Annotated in this window: 15 protein-coding genes and 1 pseudogene; 13 read left to right on the forward strand and 3 right to left on the reverse strand. The window is 64.7% G+C overall.

What is annotated here, in order from left to right:
* The first annotated feature begins 139 nt into the window (after positions 1 to 139).
* The 9 genes and pseudogenes from GGD67_RS27155 to GGD67_RS27195 all read left to right on the forward strand — a co-directional run bounded on the left by GGD67_RS27155 (position 140) and on the right by GGD67_RS27195 (position 12,359).
* Entirely contained in the window at positions 140 to 3,277 is a 3,138-nt protein-coding gene (locus tag GGD67_RS27155; protein WP_026202898.1) for an efflux RND transporter permease subunit, read from the forward strand.
* A 33-nt stretch (positions 3,278 to 3,310) separates the two neighbouring features.
* Positions 3,311 to 3,910: a TetR/AcrR family transcriptional regulator gene (locus GGD67_RS27160; RefSeq protein ID WP_018323253.1), complete on the forward strand. Its 600-nt coding sequence runs from the start codon at positions 3,311 to 3,313 to the stop codon at positions 3,908 to 3,910.
* A gap of 180 nt (positions 3,911 to 4,090) precedes the next feature.
* Positions 4,091 to 4,714: a flavin reductase family protein gene (locus GGD67_RS27165; RefSeq protein ID WP_179737127.1), complete on the forward strand. Its 624-nt coding sequence runs from the start codon at positions 4,091 to 4,093 to the stop codon at positions 4,712 to 4,714.
* Positions 4,715 to 4,970: 256 nt separating this feature from the next.
* A complete protein-coding gene (locus GGD67_RS27170; RefSeq protein ID WP_179737129.1) occupies positions 4,971 to 7,238 on the forward strand; it encodes an acyl-CoA dehydrogenase in 2,268 nt (755 codons plus the stop codon).
* Positions 7,238 to 8,521 (forward strand): acetyl-CoA C-acetyltransferase, encoded by a 1,284-nt coding sequence (locus tag GGD67_RS27175; RefSeq protein ID WP_179737131.1) that lies wholly within the window; start codon positions 7,238 to 7,240, stop codon positions 8,519 to 8,521. Before GGD67_RS27170 ends, GGD67_RS27175 begins: the two co-directional genes overlap by 1 nt.
* Positions 8,522 to 8,523: 2 nt before the next feature.
* Entirely contained in the window at positions 8,524 to 10,620 is a 2,097-nt protein-coding gene (locus GGD67_RS27180) for a 3-hydroxyacyl-CoA dehydrogenase NAD-binding domain-containing protein (protein ID WP_179737133.1), read from the forward strand.
* A gap of 58 nt (positions 10,621 to 10,678) precedes the next feature.
* A pseudogene (locus GGD67_RS27185) lies at positions 10,679 to 11,302 on the forward strand (fatty acid desaturase CarF family protein); the annotation flags it as partial.
* 208 nt (positions 11,303 to 11,510) lie between these two features.
* Entirely contained in the window at positions 11,511 to 11,942 is a 432-nt protein-coding gene (locus GGD67_RS27190) for an acyl-CoA thioesterase (RefSeq protein ID WP_179737137.1), read from the forward strand.
* 225 nt (positions 11,943 to 12,167) lie between these two features.
* Positions 12,168 to 12,359 carry a hypothetical protein gene (locus GGD67_RS27195; RefSeq protein ID WP_018323258.1) on the forward strand — a complete coding sequence of 64 codons (192 nt, stop codon included), beginning with the start codon at positions 12,168 to 12,170 and terminating at the stop codon, positions 12,357 to 12,359.
* A 234-nt stretch (positions 12,360 to 12,593) separates the two neighbouring features.
* On the opposite strand, the gene GGD67_RS27200 is transcribed toward GGD67_RS27195, so the two are convergent.
* Positions 12,594 to 13,046 carry a nuclear transport factor 2 family protein gene (locus GGD67_RS27200; protein ID WP_026202902.1) on the reverse strand — a complete coding sequence of 151 codons (453 nt, stop codon included), beginning with the start codon at positions 13,044 to 13,046 and terminating at the stop codon, positions 12,594 to 12,596.
* A 154-nt stretch (positions 13,047 to 13,200) separates the two neighbouring features.
* Between GGD67_RS27200 and GGD67_RS27205 the strand changes: the two genes are divergently transcribed.
* Together GGD67_RS27205 and GGD67_RS27210 are read left to right on the forward strand one after the other, a co-directional pair.
* A complete protein-coding gene (locus GGD67_RS27205) occupies positions 13,201 to 13,887 on the forward strand; it encodes an HAD family hydrolase (RefSeq protein ID WP_092261570.1) in 687 nt (228 codons plus the stop codon).
* 91 nt (positions 13,888 to 13,978) lie between these two features.
* Positions 13,979 to 14,824: a DeoR/GlpR family DNA-binding transcription regulator gene (locus GGD67_RS27210; protein WP_179737139.1), complete on the forward strand. Its 846-nt coding sequence runs from the start codon at positions 13,979 to 13,981 to the stop codon at positions 14,822 to 14,824.
* Between the two features lie 4 nt (positions 14,825 to 14,828).
* Here the strand turns inward: GGD67_RS27210 and GGD67_RS27215 are convergent, their stop codons facing one another.
* Together GGD67_RS27215 and GGD67_RS27220 are read right to left on the reverse strand one after the other, a co-directional pair.
* Positions 14,829 to 15,245 carry a type II toxin-antitoxin system VapC family toxin gene (locus GGD67_RS27215; RefSeq protein ID WP_179737141.1) on the reverse strand — a complete coding sequence of 139 codons (417 nt, stop codon included), beginning with the start codon at positions 15,243 to 15,245 and terminating at the stop codon, positions 14,829 to 14,831.
* Positions 15,245 to 15,496, reverse strand: a complete 252-nt coding sequence (locus GGD67_RS27220; RefSeq protein WP_179737143.1) for a type II toxin-antitoxin system Phd/YefM family antitoxin — start codon at positions 15,494 to 15,496, stop codon at positions 15,245 to 15,247. Before GGD67_RS27220 ends, GGD67_RS27215 begins: the two co-directional genes overlap by 1 nt.
* 276 nt (positions 15,497 to 15,772) lie before the next feature.
* Here GGD67_RS27220 and glpD point away from each other — a divergent pair, with 276 nt between their 5' ends.
* Together glpD and GGD67_RS27230 are read left to right on the forward strand one after the other, a co-directional pair.
* Positions 15,773 to 17,323 carry a glycerol-3-phosphate dehydrogenase gene (gene glpD, locus GGD67_RS27225; RefSeq protein WP_179737145.1) on the forward strand — a complete coding sequence of 517 codons (1,551 nt, stop codon included), beginning with the start codon at positions 15,773 to 15,775 and terminating at the stop codon, positions 17,321 to 17,323.
* Entirely contained in the window at positions 17,320 to 18,399 is a 1,080-nt protein-coding gene (locus tag GGD67_RS27230; protein ID WP_179737147.1) for an ABC transporter ATP-binding protein, read from the forward strand. Before glpD ends, GGD67_RS27230 begins: the two co-directional genes overlap by 4 nt.
* Positions 18,400 to 18,410 lie beyond the last annotated feature (11 nt).

An 18,410-nucleotide genomic window follows, 5' to 3' on the forward strand; every position in this document is an offset into this window, starting at 1 on the left:
TTGTCCCTAAGCAGAGGCTGAAGCGGCGAAGCGATCCAGAATCTGCCCAGCCCCCTGGATTGCTTCGCTGCCTCGCGACGACGGCCTGAACAGAGTGGCTGTCGTTTTTGGCAATTGGATCGTCTTTTCGGAGAGAGCGATGAAGCGCTTCAACCTTTCGGCCTGGGCCGTCAGCCATCCGACGCTGGTTCTCTTCCTGATGATCGTGCTCGGCGTCGCCGGCTTCTTCTCCTATGAGAAGCTCGGCCGCGCCGAGGATCCGTTCTTCACGGTGAAGGTGGTCAACGTCTCCGTGATCTGGCCCGGCGCGACCGCGCAGGAGATGCAGACCCAGGTCGCCGATCCCATCGAGAAGAAGATCCAGGAGCTGCCCTATTTCGAGAAGGTGCAGACTTATTCCAAGCCCGCCTTCACCGCGCTCCAGGTCACCTTCCGCGACTCCACGCCGCCGAAGGACGTGCCTTACCTCTTCTATCTTCTGCGCAAGAAGCTGGTCGACGTGCAGGGCCAGCTGCCCTCCGGCATCCTCGGTCCCGTCGTCAATGACGAGTTCTCCGACGTCGATTCCATCCTCTACATGATGACCGGCGACGGCGCCGACTATGCCCAGCTCAAGAAGGTTTCGGAGGGATTCCGCCAGCGCCTCCTCAAGGTGCCCGGCGTGACCAAGGTCGACGTCTACGGCAACCAGGATGAGCGCATCTTCGTCGAGTTCTCCCACGCCAAGCTCGCCACCCTCGGCATCACCCCGCAGGCGCTGTTCGATTCGCTCGCCAAGCAGAACAACGTGACGCCGGCCGGCACGGTCGAAACCTCCTCGCAGCGCGTGCCGCTGCGCGTCACCGGTGCGCTCGACGGTGCCAAGGCTGTCGCCGAGACGCCGGTCGAGAGCAACGGCCGCGTGTTCCGCCTCGGTGACATCGCCACCGTCACCCATGGCTATGTCGATCCGCCCAGCTTCGTCGTGCGTCAGGAAGGCAAGGCCGCGATCGGCATCGGTGTCGTCACCGCCAAGGGTGCCAACATCCTCGAGCTCGGCAAGGAGGTCGAGAAGGCGACGGCCGAGTTCATGAAGGCGGTGCCGCAGGGCGTCGACGTCAAGCTGATTGCCGACCAGCCCAAGGTGGTCGAGCACGCCGTCGGCGAGTTCGTGCACTCCTTCATGGAAGCCCTCGTCATCGTGCTGTTCGTCTCGTTCCTGGCGCTCGGCTGGCGCACCGGCATCGTGGTCGCGCTGTCGGTGCCGCTGGTGCTCGGCATCGTCTTCGTCGTCATGAACATGATGTCGCTCGACCTGCACCGCATCACGCTGGGTGCGCTGATCATCGCGCTCGGCCTGCTCGTCGACGACGCCATCATCGCGGTCGAGATGATGGTGGTGAAGATGGAGCAGGGCTGGGACCGCATGCGCGCGGCGTCTTTTGCCTGGGAATCTACCGCGTTTCCGATGCTCACGGGAACGCTGGTCACGGCCGCTGGCTTCCTCCCCATCGGCTTTGCCAATTCCGCCGTCGGCGAATATGCCGGCAGCATCTTCTGGATCGTGGCGATCGCGCTGGTCGCCTCCTGGTTCGTGGCGGTGATCTTCACGCCCTATATCGGCGTCAAGCTGCTGCCGGAGATGAAGGCGCACCACAACCACGATCCGCACGCGGTCTACGAGACCCGCATGTACCGGGGCCTGCGCGCCATCGTGCAATGGTGCGTCAATCACCGCATCACCGTGGTGGTCGCGACTGTCGGCGTCTTCATCGCCTCGGTCGTCGGCTTCGGCCATGTCCAGCAGCAGTTCTTCCCGCTGTCGGAGCGGCCCGAGTTGTTCTTCCAGCTGCGCCTGCCTGAGGGTACCGCCTTCAACGTCACCGAAAAGGCGGTGAAGAAGGCCGAGACGCTGCTCAAGGACGACAAGGATATCGAGACCTATACGTCCTATGTCGGCCAGGGCTCGCCCCGCTTCTGGCTCGGCCTCAATCCGCAGCTGCCCAACGAGGCCTTTGCCGAGATCGTCATCGTTGCCAAGGGCGTTGAGGGGCGCGAGCGCGTCAAGGCCAAGATCGAGAACGCGGTTGCGGACGGCATGCTGTCCGAGGCGCGCGTCCGCGTCGACCGCTTCAACTTCGGCCCGCCGGTCGGCTTCCCCGTGCAGTTCCGCGTGATCGGCCCCGACGCCAACAAGGTGCGCGAGATCGCCTACCAGGTCCGCGACGTCATGCGGCAGAACAAGAGCGTCAAGGACGTCCAGCTCGACTGGAACGAGCAGTCGCCCTACCTCAAGCTCGTCGTCGACCAGGACCGCGCCCGCGCCATGGGCCTGACCCCGCAGGACGTGTCCCAGGCGCTCGCGATGCTGATCTCGGGCTCGCAGGTCACGACCGTGCGCGACGGCATCGAGAAGGTCGGCGTGGTCGCCCGTGCGATTCCGTCCGAGCGTCTCGACCTCGGTGGCGTCGGCGATCTCACCATCACCTCGCGCAACGGCGTTGCCGTGCCGCTGCAGCAGATTGCCAAGATCGAGTATGCCCATGAGGAGCCGATCATGTGGCGGCGCAACCGCGACATGGCCATTACCGTGCGCTCCGACGTCGTCGACGGCGTGCAGGCGCCCGACGTCACGAGCCAGATCACGCCGAAGCTGAAGGCAATCAAGGACCACCTCGAGCCGGCCTACCGCATCGAGCCGGGCGGCGCATTCGAGGAATCCGCCAAGGGCAACGCCTCGATCTTCGTCCTCTTCCCGCTGATGGTCATGGTGATGCTGACGCTGCTGATGATCCAGCTGCAGAGCTTCTCGCGCCTGATCCTGGTGTTCCTGACCGCGCCGCTCGGCATCGTCGGCGCCTCCTTCGGGCTCAACGTCGCCAACGCCCCGTTCGGCTTCGTGGCGCTGCTCGGCCTGATCGCGCTCGCCGGCATGATCATGCGCAACACGGTCATCCTGGTCGACCAGATCGAGACCGACGTCTCGCATGGCCTGACCCGGCGCGAGGCGATCGTGGAGGCCACCGTCCGCCGCGCCCGTCCGGTGGTGCTGACGGCGCTTGCGGCCATCCTCGCCATGATCCCGCTGTCGCGCTCGGCCTTCTGGGGCCCGATGGCGATCACGATCATGGGCGGTCTGTTCGTCGCGACCTTCCTGACGCTGCTGTACCTGCCGGGCCTCTACGCGCTGTGGTTCAGGAAGAGCCTGGACGAGGCGGGTACCCCCGAGCAACCTGCCGCGCCGCAGCATGGGAGCGATGACCAGCGCGCAATTCCGCTTGCCGAAGCGGCTGAATAGATGAGAAGACTGCTGACCAACGAGTCCTGACTGATGGCCCTTATTTCGGAACATATCGAAGTCGACACCCGGGATCGTATCCTCGAGGTGGCCGAGCGGCTGTTCCGCCAGATCGGCTACCAGAAGACGACGGTCGGGGACATCGCCAAGGAGCTCAGGATGAGCCCCGCCAATGTCTATCGTTTCTTCGAATCGAAGAAGGCGATCCATCAGGCGGTGGCGCAGGGCCTGATGGGCGAGGTCGAGCTCGAGGCGCAGCGGATCGTGGCGAGGCCCGGTCCGGTCAAAGAGCGTTTCCGGGAACTGCTCACCACCATCCATCGCATGAACACCGAGCGCTATGTCGGCGACAACAAGCTGCACGAGATGGTCGCGATCGCGATGGAGGAGGACTGGGACGTCTGCGTCGCCCATATGGAGTGCATTGCCGGGGTGATCGGCCAGATGATCGCGCAAGGCGTTGCCTCCGGCGAGTTCGAGGCGCCGGACCTGCAGCTGGCCTCGCTGTGCGCCTGCACCGCGATGATACGCTTCTTCCACCCCCAGATGATCGCCCAGTGCGCCACCAAGCCGGGCCCGACCATCGACCAGATGATCGATTTCGTCATCGCGGGTCTGTCTCCGCGCCACTGACGGGCGGCGGGTTTCCTCCTATAAGCTGCCTCTCTCATTCCGGGGCGCCTCGAAGAGGCGAACTATGGTGCGCAATTGCGCACCTGAGAATCTCGAGATTCCGGGTTCGGTCCTCCGGGCCGCGCTTGCGCGGTCCCGTCCGGACCGCCCCGGAATGACGGAAAACGGAGAAGCAAGCGCGTGACCGACAAAGACCTGTACTTCTACGAGCCCTCCAAGGGCCACGGCCTCAAGCACGACCCCTTCAATGCCATCATCGCGCCGCGGCCGATCGGCTGGATCTCCTCGCGCGACACCAAGGGCCACGTCAATCTCGCGCCCTACAGCTTCTTCAATGCGTTCTGTTACGTGCCGCCGATCATCGGCTTCTCCTCCACCAACTGGAAGGACACGGTCGAGAACATCCAGCAGACCGGCGAGTTCGTCTGGAATCTCGCCACCATGGACCTCGCCAAACACATGAACGCGACCGCCGCGCATGTCGCCCCTGAGGTCGACGAGTTCGAGATCGCGGGCCTCACCGCCGTGCCCGGCAAGCTCGTCAACGTGCCACGCGTGGCTGAGAGCCCCGTCGCCTTCGAGTGCAAGGTGTCCGACATCGTCCGCCTCAAGGGCGCCGACGGCAAGGAGGCCGACGCCTGGCTGACGCTGGGCGAGGTCGTCGCCGTCCATATCGACAAGGCCATGATCAAGGACGGCGTCTACCAGACCGCCGCCGCCCGCCCGATCGTCCGTGCCGGCCGCCGCGGCGATTATTTCGAGATCAAGCCGGAAAACATGTTCGAGATGGTGCGGCCGGATTGATTGGTCGCGCCCGTAGCCCGGATGGAGCGCAGCGTAATCCGGGATTCTCCCCGCGCGGATAGGCCTACCCGGATTGCGCTTCGCTCCATCCGGGCTACGATCCATCGCCATTATTCCCCTCCCGGAACCGCCGTCGCACCCTGGCCGTTATGGTCCGGGGGCGCTTGGCCGCGTCAATGTCGCAGGCGAAGTCTTCACCGCCGCCGGCCGCTTTCCGCTAAAATGCCCGACACCGCGCCGATGCATGAGGTCAGCCATGAGCTTCCGCCGCGACAAAATCACAAAGCCGATCTTTTCCTGGGCTCGCGGCGTGCTGCCGGCGATGTCCGATACCGAACGCGAGGCGCTGGAGGCGGGCGATGTCTGGTGGGATGCCGATCTCTTCACCGGCAACCCGGATTGGTCGAAGCTGCTGAAGGTCCCGCAGGCCAGGCTGACCGAGGAGGAGCGGGCGTTCCTCAACGGACCCGTCGACGAGCTCTGCGCCATGCTCGATGAGTGGAAGATCTTCTGGGAATGGCGCGACCTGCCGCCGGATGTCTGGCACTTCGTCAAGCACGAAAAATTCTTCGGCATGATCATTCCGAAGGAGTTTGGCGGCCTCGGCTTCTCGCCCTATGCCCATTCGGAAGTGGTGCGCAAGATCTCGACCCGCTCGATCGCTGCTGCCGTCACAGTCATGGTGCCGAACTCGCTCGGGCCGGGCGAACTCCTGATGCGCTTCGGCACTCCGGAACAGCAGGCGCGCTGGCTGCCGCGCCTCGCCGACGGACGCGATATTCCCTGCTTCGGCCTCACCAGCCCGGAAGCCGGCTCCGACGCGGCTTCGATGGTCGACACCGGCATCATCTGCAAGGGCACCTTCGAGGACCGCGAGGTCGTCGGCCTCAGGCTCAACTGGCACAAGCGCTACATCACGCTCGGCCCTGTCGCGACGCTGCTCGGCCTCGCCTTCAAGGCCTATGATCCCGACCACCTCGTGGGCGACCAGGAGGAACTCGGCATTACCGTGGCATTGATCCCGACCCATCTGCCCGGCGTCGAGATCGGCCATCGCCATCTGCCCTCGATGCAGGTGTTTCAGAACGGCCCGAACCGGGGCCGCGACGTCTTCATCCCGCTCGACTACGTCATCGGCGGCAAGGAGCGGCTGGGGCAAGGCTGGAAGATGTTGATGACCGCGCTTGCCGCCGGCCGCGGCATCTCGCTGCCGTCCCTCTCGGCTGCGGGCGCTGCCTACGCCGCAAGCACCACCGGCGCCTATGCCCGCATCCGCGAGCAGTTCGGCATCTCCATCTCGAAATTCGAGGGCGTCGAGGAGCCGCTCGCGCGCATCGTCGCGACCGCCTACCAGCTGGACGCGGCGCGGCGGCTGACCTGCGCGGCACTGAATGCCGGCGTTCATCCTGCCGTCATCTCCGGCATCATGAAGCTGCACGCCACCGAGCGAATGCGCACCGCGATCGACGACGCCATGGACATCCATGGCGGCAAGGCCGTGATCGACGGTCCGCAGAACTATCTCGGCAATCTGCACCGCGCCGTGCCGGTCGGGATCACGGTCGAGGGCGCCAACATCCTGACCCGCAATCTCATCGTGTTCGGGCAGGGCGCGATCCGCGCGCATCCCTACCTGCTCGACGAGATGAACGCGCTGGCCGATACCGATCGCGAGCGCGGGCTGACGGCGTTCGACAAGGCGTTCTGGAAACATGTCGGCCATAGCCTCCGCACCTTGTTCCGTGCCTTTGGTCGGAACTGGACCTTTGGCGCCTTTGCGATGGCGCCCGATGCGGGCGACGCCACGCCATTCTATCGCCAGCTGTCGCGCTACTCCGCTGCGTTCGCGCTCTGCGCCGACATGGCACTGCTGACGCTGGGCGGCGCGCTCAAGCGCAAGGAGATGCTGTCGGCCCGCTTCGGCGACATTCTCTCCGAGCTTTATCTGCTGTCGGCCGCGCTAAAACGCTGGCAGGACGAGGGCCGGCAGAAGGAGGACTTTGCCGCGCTGGAATGGTGCATGGCGACCGGCTTCAAGACGATCGAGAACCGGCTGGCCGAAATCCTCGCCAATCTGCCCAACCGCTTTGTTGCCGGCTTCCTCACGCTCGTGGTCCAGCCGTTCGGCGCCCGCGTGCTCGGCCCCTCCGACCGCGTCGTGCACCAATGCGCGGCCATCGTGCTGGAGCCGTCGGCGGCGCGCGAGCGCCTCACGCCGGATCTCGCCAATGTCGATGACGACGGCGGCTTTGCCCGGCTGGAGCGCGCGTTCCTGCTGGTCGCAAGTACGGATGCCATCGCCAAGCGCATGCGCGCCGCGCATATCCGAGACTGGAAGGATGCCGTCGCCAAGGGCGTGATCACGCAGGCCGAGGGCGAGCAACTGGCCGCGGCTCATGAAGCCGTCACAAAAGTAATCGAGGTCGACGATTTTGCGCCGGAGGCGCTGTCGCCGATTTACAAGAAAACCGTCAATGTGCATCAGTTCTTCCAGGAACTCGGTGAACAGAGGGCGGCGAGCTGATGGCACGACCGGTTTTCATCGTCGACGGCAGCCGAACGCCGTTTCTAAAGGCGCGCTCGGGGCCGGGGCCCTTCACGCCGGTCGATCTCGCCGTGCAATGCGGGCGGCCGCTGCTGGCGCGCCAGCCGTTTGCGCCCACGGATTTCGACCAGGTCATCCTCGGCTGCGTTAACGTAATTGCGGACGAGATGAACCCGGCCCGCGTTGCCGCGCTCCGGCTCGGCATGGGCGAGGACATGGTCGCCTTCACCGTGCAGATCAATTGCGGCTCCGGCATGCAGTCAATCGACACCGCCTACCGCTATATCCGCGAAGGTCATGCCGACATGATTTTGGCGGGAGGTACCGAGGCACTGAGTCACGCGCCGCTGGTTTGGCCTAACTCCGGCGTGCGCTGGTTCGCCGGCCTTGCCACCGCCAAGGGCGTCGCCGCCAAGCTCGCGGCTGCCTTCAAGTTGCGCCCGCGCAATCTGAAGCCGATCATCGGGCTCGAGCGCGGGCTGACCGATCCCGTCACCGATCTGAACATGGGCCAGACCGCCGAGGTCGTCGGCCATCTCTTCGGCATTACGCGCGCGCAATCCGATGCCTATGCCGCCGAGAGCCACCGCCGGCTCGCCCAGGCGCAAAGTGCGGGCTTTCTCAAGGGTGAGGTTGAGACCGCGTTCTCCCGCGACGGAAAATTCTTCGACCATGACGACGGCGTGCGGCCGGACTCCACGGCGGAGACGCTGGCAAAGCTCCGGCCGGTATTCGAGCGCCCCTGGGGCCAGGTCACCGCCGGCAATTCCTCGCAGATCACCGACGGCGCCTCCTGGGTGATCCTCGCCTCCGACGCCGCGGTCGCAAAGCACAGGCTCACGCCGAAAGCCGCGATCGTCGACAGCCACTGGGCCGCGCTCGATCCCAGCATCATGGGCCTCGGTCCCGTGATGTCAGCGACGCCGCTGCTCCAACGCAACGGCCTCACCATCAAGGACGTCGAGACCTGGGAGCTCAACGAAGCCTTCGCGACCCAGGTGCTCGGCTGCTTGGCTGCCTGGAATGACGACAAGTTTTGCCGCGAGATTCTCAGGCTCGACGGCGCGGCCGGTGAGATCGACCGTGACAAGCTCAACGTCGATGGCGGCGCCATCTCGCTCGGCCATCCCGTCGGCACCTCCGGCAACCGCATCGTGCTGCATCTGGTCAACGCGATGAAGCGGCTCGGCACGCGGCGCGGAATTGCGACCGAATGCATCGGCGGCGGGCTCGGCGGCGCCATGCTGATCGAGGCGGTGTGACCATGGATTCCAAGATCATGACCGCGCTCGGCGACCGCGTGCTCGAACTCGGGCCCAAGCCCGCGACGGACAGTCCGTACAGGCACTTCAAGCTGACGCGAGATGAAGACGGCGTCGCCTGGCTGCTGTTCGACCGCGCTGATGCAAGCGCCAATACGCTGTCCTCGGAGGTGATGGAGGAGTTCGACGCCGTGCTCGCGGCGATCGAGACCGAACGCCCGGCCGGCCTCGTGATCCGCTCGGCAAAACCGTCCGGCTTCATCGCCGGCGCCGACGTCAACGAATTCCGCGGCGCTGATGATCCCGAGATGGTGGAGACGCGAATCCGCGCCGCGCACGCGGTGGTCGATCATCTGGAAGCCTTGAAGCTACCAACGGTCGCGGTCATCCACGGCTTCTGCCTCGGCGGCGGGCTCGAGGTTGCGCTGGCCTGCCAGTCGCGCATCGCTATCGACGGCGCACGCTTCGGCTTTCCGGAGGTGATGCTGGGCCTGCATCCCGGCCTCGGCGGCACCGCGCGGTTCACCGCGCTGGTCAATCCCACCCAGTCGATGGCGCTGATGCTGACCGGCCGCACCATCGACGCACGCCGCGCCAGATCGCTCGGCCTCGTCGATACCGTGACTCAAGAGCGCCATGTCCGGGGCGCGGTGAAGGACGCGCTGTTCGGCCGCCTGAAGCGGGCCAAGCCCGGCCTGCTCGGGCGTGCAGCCAATTTTGGCTTCGTGCGCGGTCTCCTGGCCAGGCGCATGCGCTCGGAGGCGGCGAAGGCCGCGTCCCGCGAGCACTATCCGGCGCCTTATGCGCTGATCGATCTCTGGGAGACCCATGGCGGCAACAAGGCCGCGATGCTGAAGGCGGAGCAGGCTTCGTTCGCCAAGCTGATGGTGACGCCGACCGCCCAGAACCTGATCCGCGTCTTCTTCCTGCGCGAGCAGATGAAGAAGGCGGCCGGCAGCGGCAACACCATCAAGCACGTCCACGTCATCGGCGCCGGCGCCATGGGCGGCGACATCGCGGCTTGGGTAGCCGGGCAGGGACTGCGCGTCTCGCTCGCCGACATGAAGGCGGCGCCGATTGCGGGCGCGGTGAAGCGCGCCGCCGAACTCTACGGCAAGATCATCCGCAAGCCGACCGAGGTGCGCGACGCGCTCGATCGTCTCATCCCTGACATGGACGGCGAGGGCGTCCGCAACGCCGATCTGATCATCGAGGCAGTCCCGGAAAAGCTCGAGCTCAAGCAGAAGGTCTATGCCGGGCTCGAGCCGCGCATGAAGCCGGGCGCGATTCTCGCCACCAACACCTCGAGCATTCCGCTTCAGGATCTGCGCACCACGTTGGCGCGGCCGGAGCGGTTGGTCGGCCTGCATTTCTTCAATCCGGTGTCGCGACTGCAGCTGGTCGAAGTCGTCAGCCAGGACGGCAACGACCCGCGGGTGCTGAAAGACGCGCTCGCTTTCGTCGGTGCGATCGATCGCTTGCCATTGCCTGTGAAGAGCTCGCCGGGCTTTCTCGTCAACCGCGCGCTGACGCCCTACATGCTGGAGGCGATGGTGATGCTGGACGAGAAGATCGACCAGCGTCTGATCGACGCCGCGGCCGAGCAGTTCGGCATGCCGATGGGCCCGATCGAGCTGGCCGATCAGGTCGGGCTCGACATCTGCCTCGACGTCGGCGACATGCTGCGCACCAAGTTCGGCGATCTCCTGCCGCCGACGCCGGCCTGGCTGCGCGACAAGGTCGCCAAGGGCGAGCTCGGCCGCAAGACCGGCAAGGGCTTCTATACCTGGAAGGACGGCAAGGCCGAGAAGGCACCGCTCCCCGAGACCGGTCCGCGCGTCACCGACCAGATGATCGACCGCCTGATGCTGCCGATGTCCAATGTCTGCGTTGCTGCCCTTCGCGAGGGCATCGTCGACGATCCTGATGCGGTCGACGGCGCCATGATCTTCGGTACCGGCTATGCACCGTTCCGCGGCGGCCCGCTGAACTATGCGCGCACGCGCGGCGTGGAGAATGTCGTGTCCACGTTGCGTGGGCTCGCCGAGCGATTCGGCGGACGTTTCGCGCCGGATGCGGGCTGGGACAGTTTGCAATAGGGAGCCGTTGGTCAAAAGATGCTATCATGGGTGGTGGAGCCCGTGGGGAGCATCGCCGATGCCGACGATCCCGTTCTTCAAGCACGCGACCCTGCGCGAGATCATCATCACGCGGCTGTGCTGCGGGGCCGATGTCGTCGTGATCCTCTGTTGCGCAGGCTATCTCGTCGGGCGTTATCCCGCGGTGGAATTGCGCTGGCCGTGGTTGATCGTGGCGCTCCTGGCCGGATATTTCCTCGCTGACCTATTTTCAGGGCTGGTGCATTGGGTGGTCGACACCTGGCTCGACGAGGGGATGCTCGGCCGCGGCATTGCGATCACCCGAGAGCATCACACCCACCCCGGCCACGTTTTGCTCTACGGATTCCTCGACCAGGCGTCTCTCGGTGCGGCGCCGAGCGCGCTGGTGGTCGGAGTCGCGGCCACCGTCACGGCGTTGTTTCCGGTTTCCGCGCTCACCTATGCGCTGATGATCGTCTGGTTCGTGATCGCGACCTGCATGCTGTTTGGCATGAGCTTTCACAATCTCGCGCACCGCCCGGTCCGCCCGCTGCTCCTGCGAACGGCGCAACGGCTGCATCTGGTCTGCTCACCCGAGCATCATTGGTGTCATCACCGTGACCACACCATCCGCTATTGTGTCATCAATGGATGGGCCAATTATCCGTGCGACCGTCTCCGGCTATGGAGCAGGCTGGAACGGTTGGTAACGGCGACGACCGGACGCGCGCCGCGGGCTGACGATGCGGAGTGGCAACGCAAACTGAACGATACCGGAATCCTCGTCGGGTCGCCGCGGCCGATTGGATAGCGCAAGCTTGCCTCGTGTCGATGTTGCGCAAGGCGCCGCGGCTTTGTATCCAGAGCCCAGAGCCGCGGGAGACCAACATATGACCGATACGCATGCCCACGCCCCTATCAGCTCCGCCCCCGGGCCTAACGGCGATCTCTGCATCCGTACGCTGGCGATGCCCGCCGATACCAATGCGAATGGCGACATCTTCGGCGGCTGGCTGCTGAGCCAGATGGACGTCGGCGGCGGCGTGTTTGCATCGAAGGTCGCGAAATCGCGGACCGTGACGGTTGCGATCGAGGCGATGAACTTTCGCAAGGCGGTCTATGTCGGCGATCTCGTGTCGGTCTACGCCAATCTCGTGCGCGTAGGCCGCACCTCGCTCACCGTGCATCTGGAAGCGTGGGCGCTGCGCCGCGGGGAGGAGCATCCGTTCCTCGTCACCGACGGCAACTTCACCTACGTCTCGATCGACGAACATGGTCGCCCGCAAGCGGTTCGCTCGACCGACACTGTCATCGCGACGTAATCGCGCGCGACGCTCTGCCTCATCTCACAAATGTGTGGCAAGCGCCGTCAAACGCGGCACCAGTGAGTCACGTTCGTCGCCGCTTCGCCAAGAACCAGTCATAAAACGGATGAGGTCTCGGCGTACTCAATTGCGTGTCGATTCGGGGTGGAAACGGCCTCAAAATGCCTGGGAACCTTTGGGCATGAGTGCCGTTATTTGCCCGCACTGAGGAATCCACGGACCATGCCGGACAGCTACATCATCGAAGTCAATTCGCAGACCGCAGGTATCGTCGTTCGTTCTTCGGGAGGCTATTGCTTCTTTGCCTCGTCCCACCGATTCAACCGTCTCGAAGGCCAGCTCTTCCGCAACGCCCGCGAAGCCGAACGCGCCGCGCGCAAGCTGGTGAACGGTGATGTGAAGGAAGCGGCGTAAGCGCCTGCTGGTGATTCCGGGCTCGCGGAGCGAGGTCGGAATTTTTTGCCGCCCTTGATACCGCTGTTTTCTTCCTTCTCCCCTTGTGGGAGAAGGTGGCGCGAAGCGCCGGATGAGGGGTATATTTCGGCGTTATCGAGATTCAGAGAGAGGGGTTCGCTGAGGCAACCCCTCACCTGTCTCGTCGCTACGCGACGAGCCACCCTCTCCCACAGGGGGAGAGGGTAAGAGTCGTCACAACTTCGTTGCTGCCCGCGACAGGAGCTTCCACTCGTCGCCCTGCTTCTGCCAGTTCATCAGGATGTGAAGGTTGGTCGATACTTTCTTCCCGTCGGCTGCCATCTCCTGTTCGCCCAGCCAGTGGAAGCGCACGATCGCTGCAGGACCGACGACCTTGATGGTGGGGTCCTTGTAGTCGATCGACAGGAATTTCGACTTGCCGTCGGTGGCGTTGGCGATGAACGTCGCCTTGTCCTCGACCTTGCCGCTGGAATGGCTGTAGCTGAGGTCGTCCCAGCACAGTGCGCCGAGCGCCTTCGGATCGGCCGCGATCTGGGCGAGGCGGAAGGCCTCGACCTTCTTCGCCACGGCGTCCTCGTCCGCCGAAGCGGCGAGCGCCGGTGTCGTGAGCGCAAGCGCGGAGACGGCAAGAGTCGAGAGAGCCAGATCGCGTCGGTTGATCGTCATCGTTTCCTCCTTTTTGATCTTGCGGCGAGTGTTGCAGCCGCGCGCGACTTTGTCGAGTGTCACGTCGTCGTCATCAGCATGCGTCATTGCGCGGGCGAAGCCATATTGATACGTCTCGCGCATCAATATGCCGTGGATTTGGGAAAGTACGGAAATGATCGAGGCCAAAACGGAAGCGATGGGCAGGGCTTTGCTGTTCGACATCGACGGCACGCTGGCCGACACCGACCCGCTGCACTTGAAGGCGTTCAACCAGGTGCTCGGCCCTCGCGGCCACGTCTTCGATCACGCGCGGTTCTCTAGAGAGCTGCAAGGTTTCGCCAATGTCGCGATCGGCGAGCGCTTTCTGCCCGACGAGGCGCCGGAGCGGCGCGCCTTGATCCTCGATGAGAAGGAGGAGGTCTTCCGCGCGCTCGTGGCCGGGCAGATCGAGCCGCTGCCGGGCCTGATGGCGCTGCTCGACCGGGCGGACGCAGCCGGCGTTCCCATGGTGGCCGTGACCAATGCGCCGCGTCTCAATGCCGAGCTGCTGCTCTCCGGCCTCGGCATCTCGCATCGTTTCAAGGCGCTCGTGATCGGCGCCGAGCTGCCGCACGGCAAGCCGCATCCGCTGCCCTATCAGGAAGGGCTGCGTTTCGTCGGTGCGAGCGCAGAGGCTTCGATCGCATTCGAGGACTCCCGTACCGGCGTGCAATCGGCCACGGCGGCCGGCATTCCGACCATCGGCGTCCGGACCAGCCTCAGCCATGCTGACCTGGTTGCAGCCGGCGCAGTCGCGTCCGCCAGTGCCTTCGACGATCCGCAGCTGCTCGCGCGTCTCGCGAGCACCATGGCGTGGTGATGGGCCGCATAAGTTAACCGTGATCGGCGCGCGCATTGACCGAAGGCGCGAACCGCCGCACCATGCATTCTCCTGATTTGAGGCCTTTGCCGTGACCGGACTGACCCATCGCCAAGCCGAAATCCTCAACATCGCGCGGGCCTCGGGCCGTGTCATGGTCGAGGAGCTCGCGCGCCGGTTCGAAGTCTCGGCGCAGACCATCCGCAAGGATCTCAACGACCTCTGCGAGCGGAGATCGCTGACCCGCATCCATGGCGGCGCCATCATCGCCTCTGGCGTCGAAAACCTCGCTTACGAGGCAAGGCGCTTCGTCGCCGCCGACGAAAAGAAGGCGATCGGAGCTGCGGCCGCCTCGCTGATCCCGAACGGCTGCTCGCTCTTCATCAACATCGGCACCACGACCGAGGAGGTCGCGAGCGCGCTGACTTCGCACGAGGATCTCCTCGTCATCACCAACAATCTCAACGTCGCGATGCTGCTCTACCGTCATCCCCGCATCGAGGTGGTGGTCGCCGGCGGCACGGTCCGGCGTGCCGACGGCGCCGTGGTCGGCTCCACCGCGACGCAGCTGATCGGCCAGTTCAAGGTCGACTACGCCATCATTGGTGCGTCCGCGATCGACGAGGAGGGCGCGCTGCTCGACTTCGACTATCGCGAGGTGCAGGTGGCGCAGGCCATCATCGCCAATGCCCGCAGCGTGATGCTGGTTGCCGATTCCACAAAGCTCCGCCGCAGCGCGCCGGTGCGCATCGCCCACATGACCCAGATCCAGACCTTCGTCACCGACCAGGAGCTTCCGGAGCGCCTCGCCACCATCTGCCACAGCAAGGGCATCGAAGTGGTGGAAGCGCTGCCGAAGGGCGCGGACATCGACGATGCGCCGGCAGATAGCCAGGATGCGGCACCGGAAGCCGCGCCGGTGGTGCGGCTGAGATAGAGGCTTATGTACTGCTCCACGGATTGAGCAGTGGCACGCCCGTAGGTTCAAAATCCCCCACATTGCGCGTAACGACGGTCAGGCCGTGGACAAGCGCGGTGGCTGCAATAAGGGCGTCGCGTTCGGCCCGCGGATTGGGAACGTGAAGTTGGGCACAACGCTGCGCCACGGCCGTATCGATAGCCAGGATCCGCCCTTCGAAGCGGGCCAGAATGTGATCGTCGATCCAGGCGCGCAGGACAGCACCTTGCACCGCGTTTTTGCGCTCGATCAGGCGCGCGCCAAGTTCAATTTCGAGAATCGAGATGGCAGACACGAAGAAATTCGCCGCGGGCGCTGTATTGGCCCAAGCAAGCACGTTGCGATCAGCCTTATCCGGCCGCCTCAGTTCGGAAATGACGTTGGTGTCCAGCAGAAACATCAGTCGAGATCGGCTGGCCTGGAGATTCCGCCGGTGATGCGAGGCGGATCGAAATCGAAGTCCGCGTTCGCCTGTGCCAAAGCTTCGGCAAGGCTCATGTATCCACCGCTCAGGCGCAGATAATCTTCGATGCTCAACAGGACATGGGCCGGACGGCCGCGGTCGGTGATGAAGACGGGCCCCTTTGATGCTGCCTTCTTGGCGCCGCTCGTATCCTGATTGAACTCTCGGCTGGTCAGGGTGGTGACCATCGGTTCGCGCCTCCTCGCCTGCGTTGGGGAAAATTATATGTAGGCATGTTGCTACATTCAAGTCAGCTGAAGCGATGCGGTGCGCCCCCTGAGCCGATCAGTCGAGCCGTCTGCCTCAAAGCTTGTCCGTTCTCCTGCTGATTTCTCCGCCGTATTGGCGTTGAAAAAGTTTCGCTTTCACTTCCTTTCTCCTCTCTTTCGTCTTGCTTTCGTTTTTCGGTGTGATCTAATCAAAAACGAAAGTAGCCGCTCGACGGAACGAGCGGTCGCCGGGGGATGCGTCTGTTGGAGCGTATTTTCGACCTCGCCATCATTGGAGGCGGTGTTAATGGCTGCGGCATCGCGCGCGACGCGGTGGGCCGCGGCAACACGGTTTTCCTGTGCGAAATGAACGATTTGGCGAGCGGGACGTCGTCCTGGTCGACCAAGCTGGTGCATGGCGGCCTGCGCTATCTCGAATATTACGAGTTTCGCCTCGTTCGCGAGGCGCTGATCGAGCGCGAGATCCTCTGGGGCATCGGGCCCCACATCATCCGCCCGCTGCGTTTCGTATTGCCGCATCACGCCGGTCTGCGCCCCGCCTGGCTGCTGCGGCTCGGCCTCTTTCTTTATGATCACATCGGCGGCCGTCATCTGTTGCCGGCGACCCGCTCGGTCGATCTGCGGCGTGACGAGGTCGGCAAGCCGCTGATCCCGAATCGCTACAGTCGCGCCTTTGAATATTCCGACTGTTTCGTCGATGACGCCCGCCTCGTCGTGCTCAATGCACGCGATGCCGCCGACAAGGGCGCCGAGATCCGCACCCGCACCCGCGCAACGGATATCAAGCAGTCCGACGGCCTCTGGACCGTGAGCATGGTCAACACGCTGACCGGTGAGCGCTCGCAGGTCCAGGCAAAGGCTCTGGTCAACGCCGGCGGCCCCTGGGTCGAGGACGTGCTCGGCCGCGGCGCCGGCGTCAACGCGAAAGCCAAGGTGCGCCTGGTGCAGGGCTCGCACATCGTGGTCAGGAAACTCTACGACCACGACCGCGCCTACATGTTCCAGAACGCGGACGGCCGCATCATCTTCGTGATCCCGTACCAGGACGATTTCACGCTGATCGGCACCACGGATCGCGATTATGACGGCGATCCCGCCAAGGTGAAGGCGACGGCGGAGGAGATCCAGTATCTCTGCACCGCGGCGAGCGAATATCTGGCGAAGCCCGTGACCCCGGACGACGTGGTCTGGACCTATTCCGGCGTGCGGCCGCTCTATGACGACGGCGCCAGCGAAGCCAAGGCCGCGACGCGCGACTACGTATTCGAGCTCGACACGCCCGGCGGCGTGCCGCTGCTGTCGATCTATGGCGGCAAGATCACCACCTATCGCCGCCTCGCCGAGGAGGCGCTGGAGCGGCTGGCACCCTATCTTCGCAGCGCAAAAGCGCGGGAGGGGTGGACCGGCAAATGGCCGCTGCCCGGCGGCGACATGAATGTGTCCGACATCGACGGCCTGATCGCCGAGCTGCAGCGCGGCTATCCCTTCCTCAGCCACGAGCACGCCAGGCGGCTCGCGCGCGCCTATGGCACCAAGGCCATCAAGCTGCTCGGCGACGCCAAATCGTCGGCCGATCTCGGCCAGGCCTTTGGCGCGACGCTGACCGAGCGCGAGGTCCGCTACCTCATGGCCAATGAATGGGCCGTGACCGCCGAGGACGTCGTCTGGCGCCGTTCCAAGCTCGGCCTGCGACTATCTGCCGATGAGATTGCTGCGCTTGACGACTGGATCAGGACCCACGCCGTGCCGCAAAGTCCTCTGCTGGAAGCGGGAGGACGCTCATGACCGTGACGCTCGATCACGTGACCCGAATCGTCGAGGGGGTCCAGCATATCCGCGACGTCTCGCTGACGCTCGAGAGCGGCACGCTGAACGTGCTGCTCGGGCCGACGCTGTCGGGCAAGACCTCGATCATGCGGCTGCTCGCCGGCCTCGACAAGCCGACCTCGGGCAAGGTGCTGGTCAACGGCAAGGACGTCACCGGCGCCGACGTGCGCCAGCGCTCGGTTGCGATGGTCTACCAGCAGTTCATCAACTACCCCTCGCTGACGGTCTACGAGAACATCGCCTCGCCCCTGCGCGTGCAGGGCAAGCCGCGCGACGAGATCGAGACGCGGGTGGCGGAGGCCGCAAAACTGCTGCGGCTCGAGCCGTTTCTGAAGCGCACGCCGCTCCAGCTCTCTGGCGGCCAGCAGCAGCGCACCGCGATCGCGCGCGCGCTGGTCAAGGGCGCCGATCTCGTGCTGCTCGACGAGCCGCTCGCCAATCTCGATTACAAGCTGCGCGAGGAGCTGCGCGCCGAGCTGCCGCGCATCTTCGAGGCCTCGGGCGCGATCTTCGTCTATGCCACGACCGAGCCGACCGAGGCGTTGCTGCTCGGCGGCAACACTGTATGCATGTGGGAAGGCCAGGCGCTCCAGATCGGCGAGACTGCCAATGTCTACCGCCGGCCGCAGACCCTGCGCGTCGCCCAGGTGTTTTCCGATCCGCCGCTCAACCTCGTCGGTATCGAGAAGAAGAACGGCTCCGTTCAATATGCCGGCGGCACCGCCTCGCCGGCCTCTGGCCTCTATTCGTCGCTGGCCGACGGCGCCTATCGCGTCGGTTTTCGCGCGCATCAGCTCGCGCTCGCCAATGGCGAGGCTGATCGCCATGCCTTCCATGCCACTGTCACGGTGACCGAGATCACCGGTTCGGAGAGTTTCGTGCATCTGACCCGCGAAGGATCGAACTGGGTGGCGGTGCTGCACGGCGTGCACGAGTTCGAGCCCGGCCAGACGCTCGACGCCGTGCTCGATCCGAATGATGTGTTCGTGTTCGATGCTGCCGACCGTTTGGTCGCGGCTCCCGGTCAATCCTGAGGGGGATGCGC

Origin of the sequence: Bradyrhizobium sp. IAR9, from assembly GCF_013408065.1 — a bacterium.
Lineage (GTDB): Bacteria > Pseudomonadota > Alphaproteobacteria > Rhizobiales > Xanthobacteraceae > Bradyrhizobium.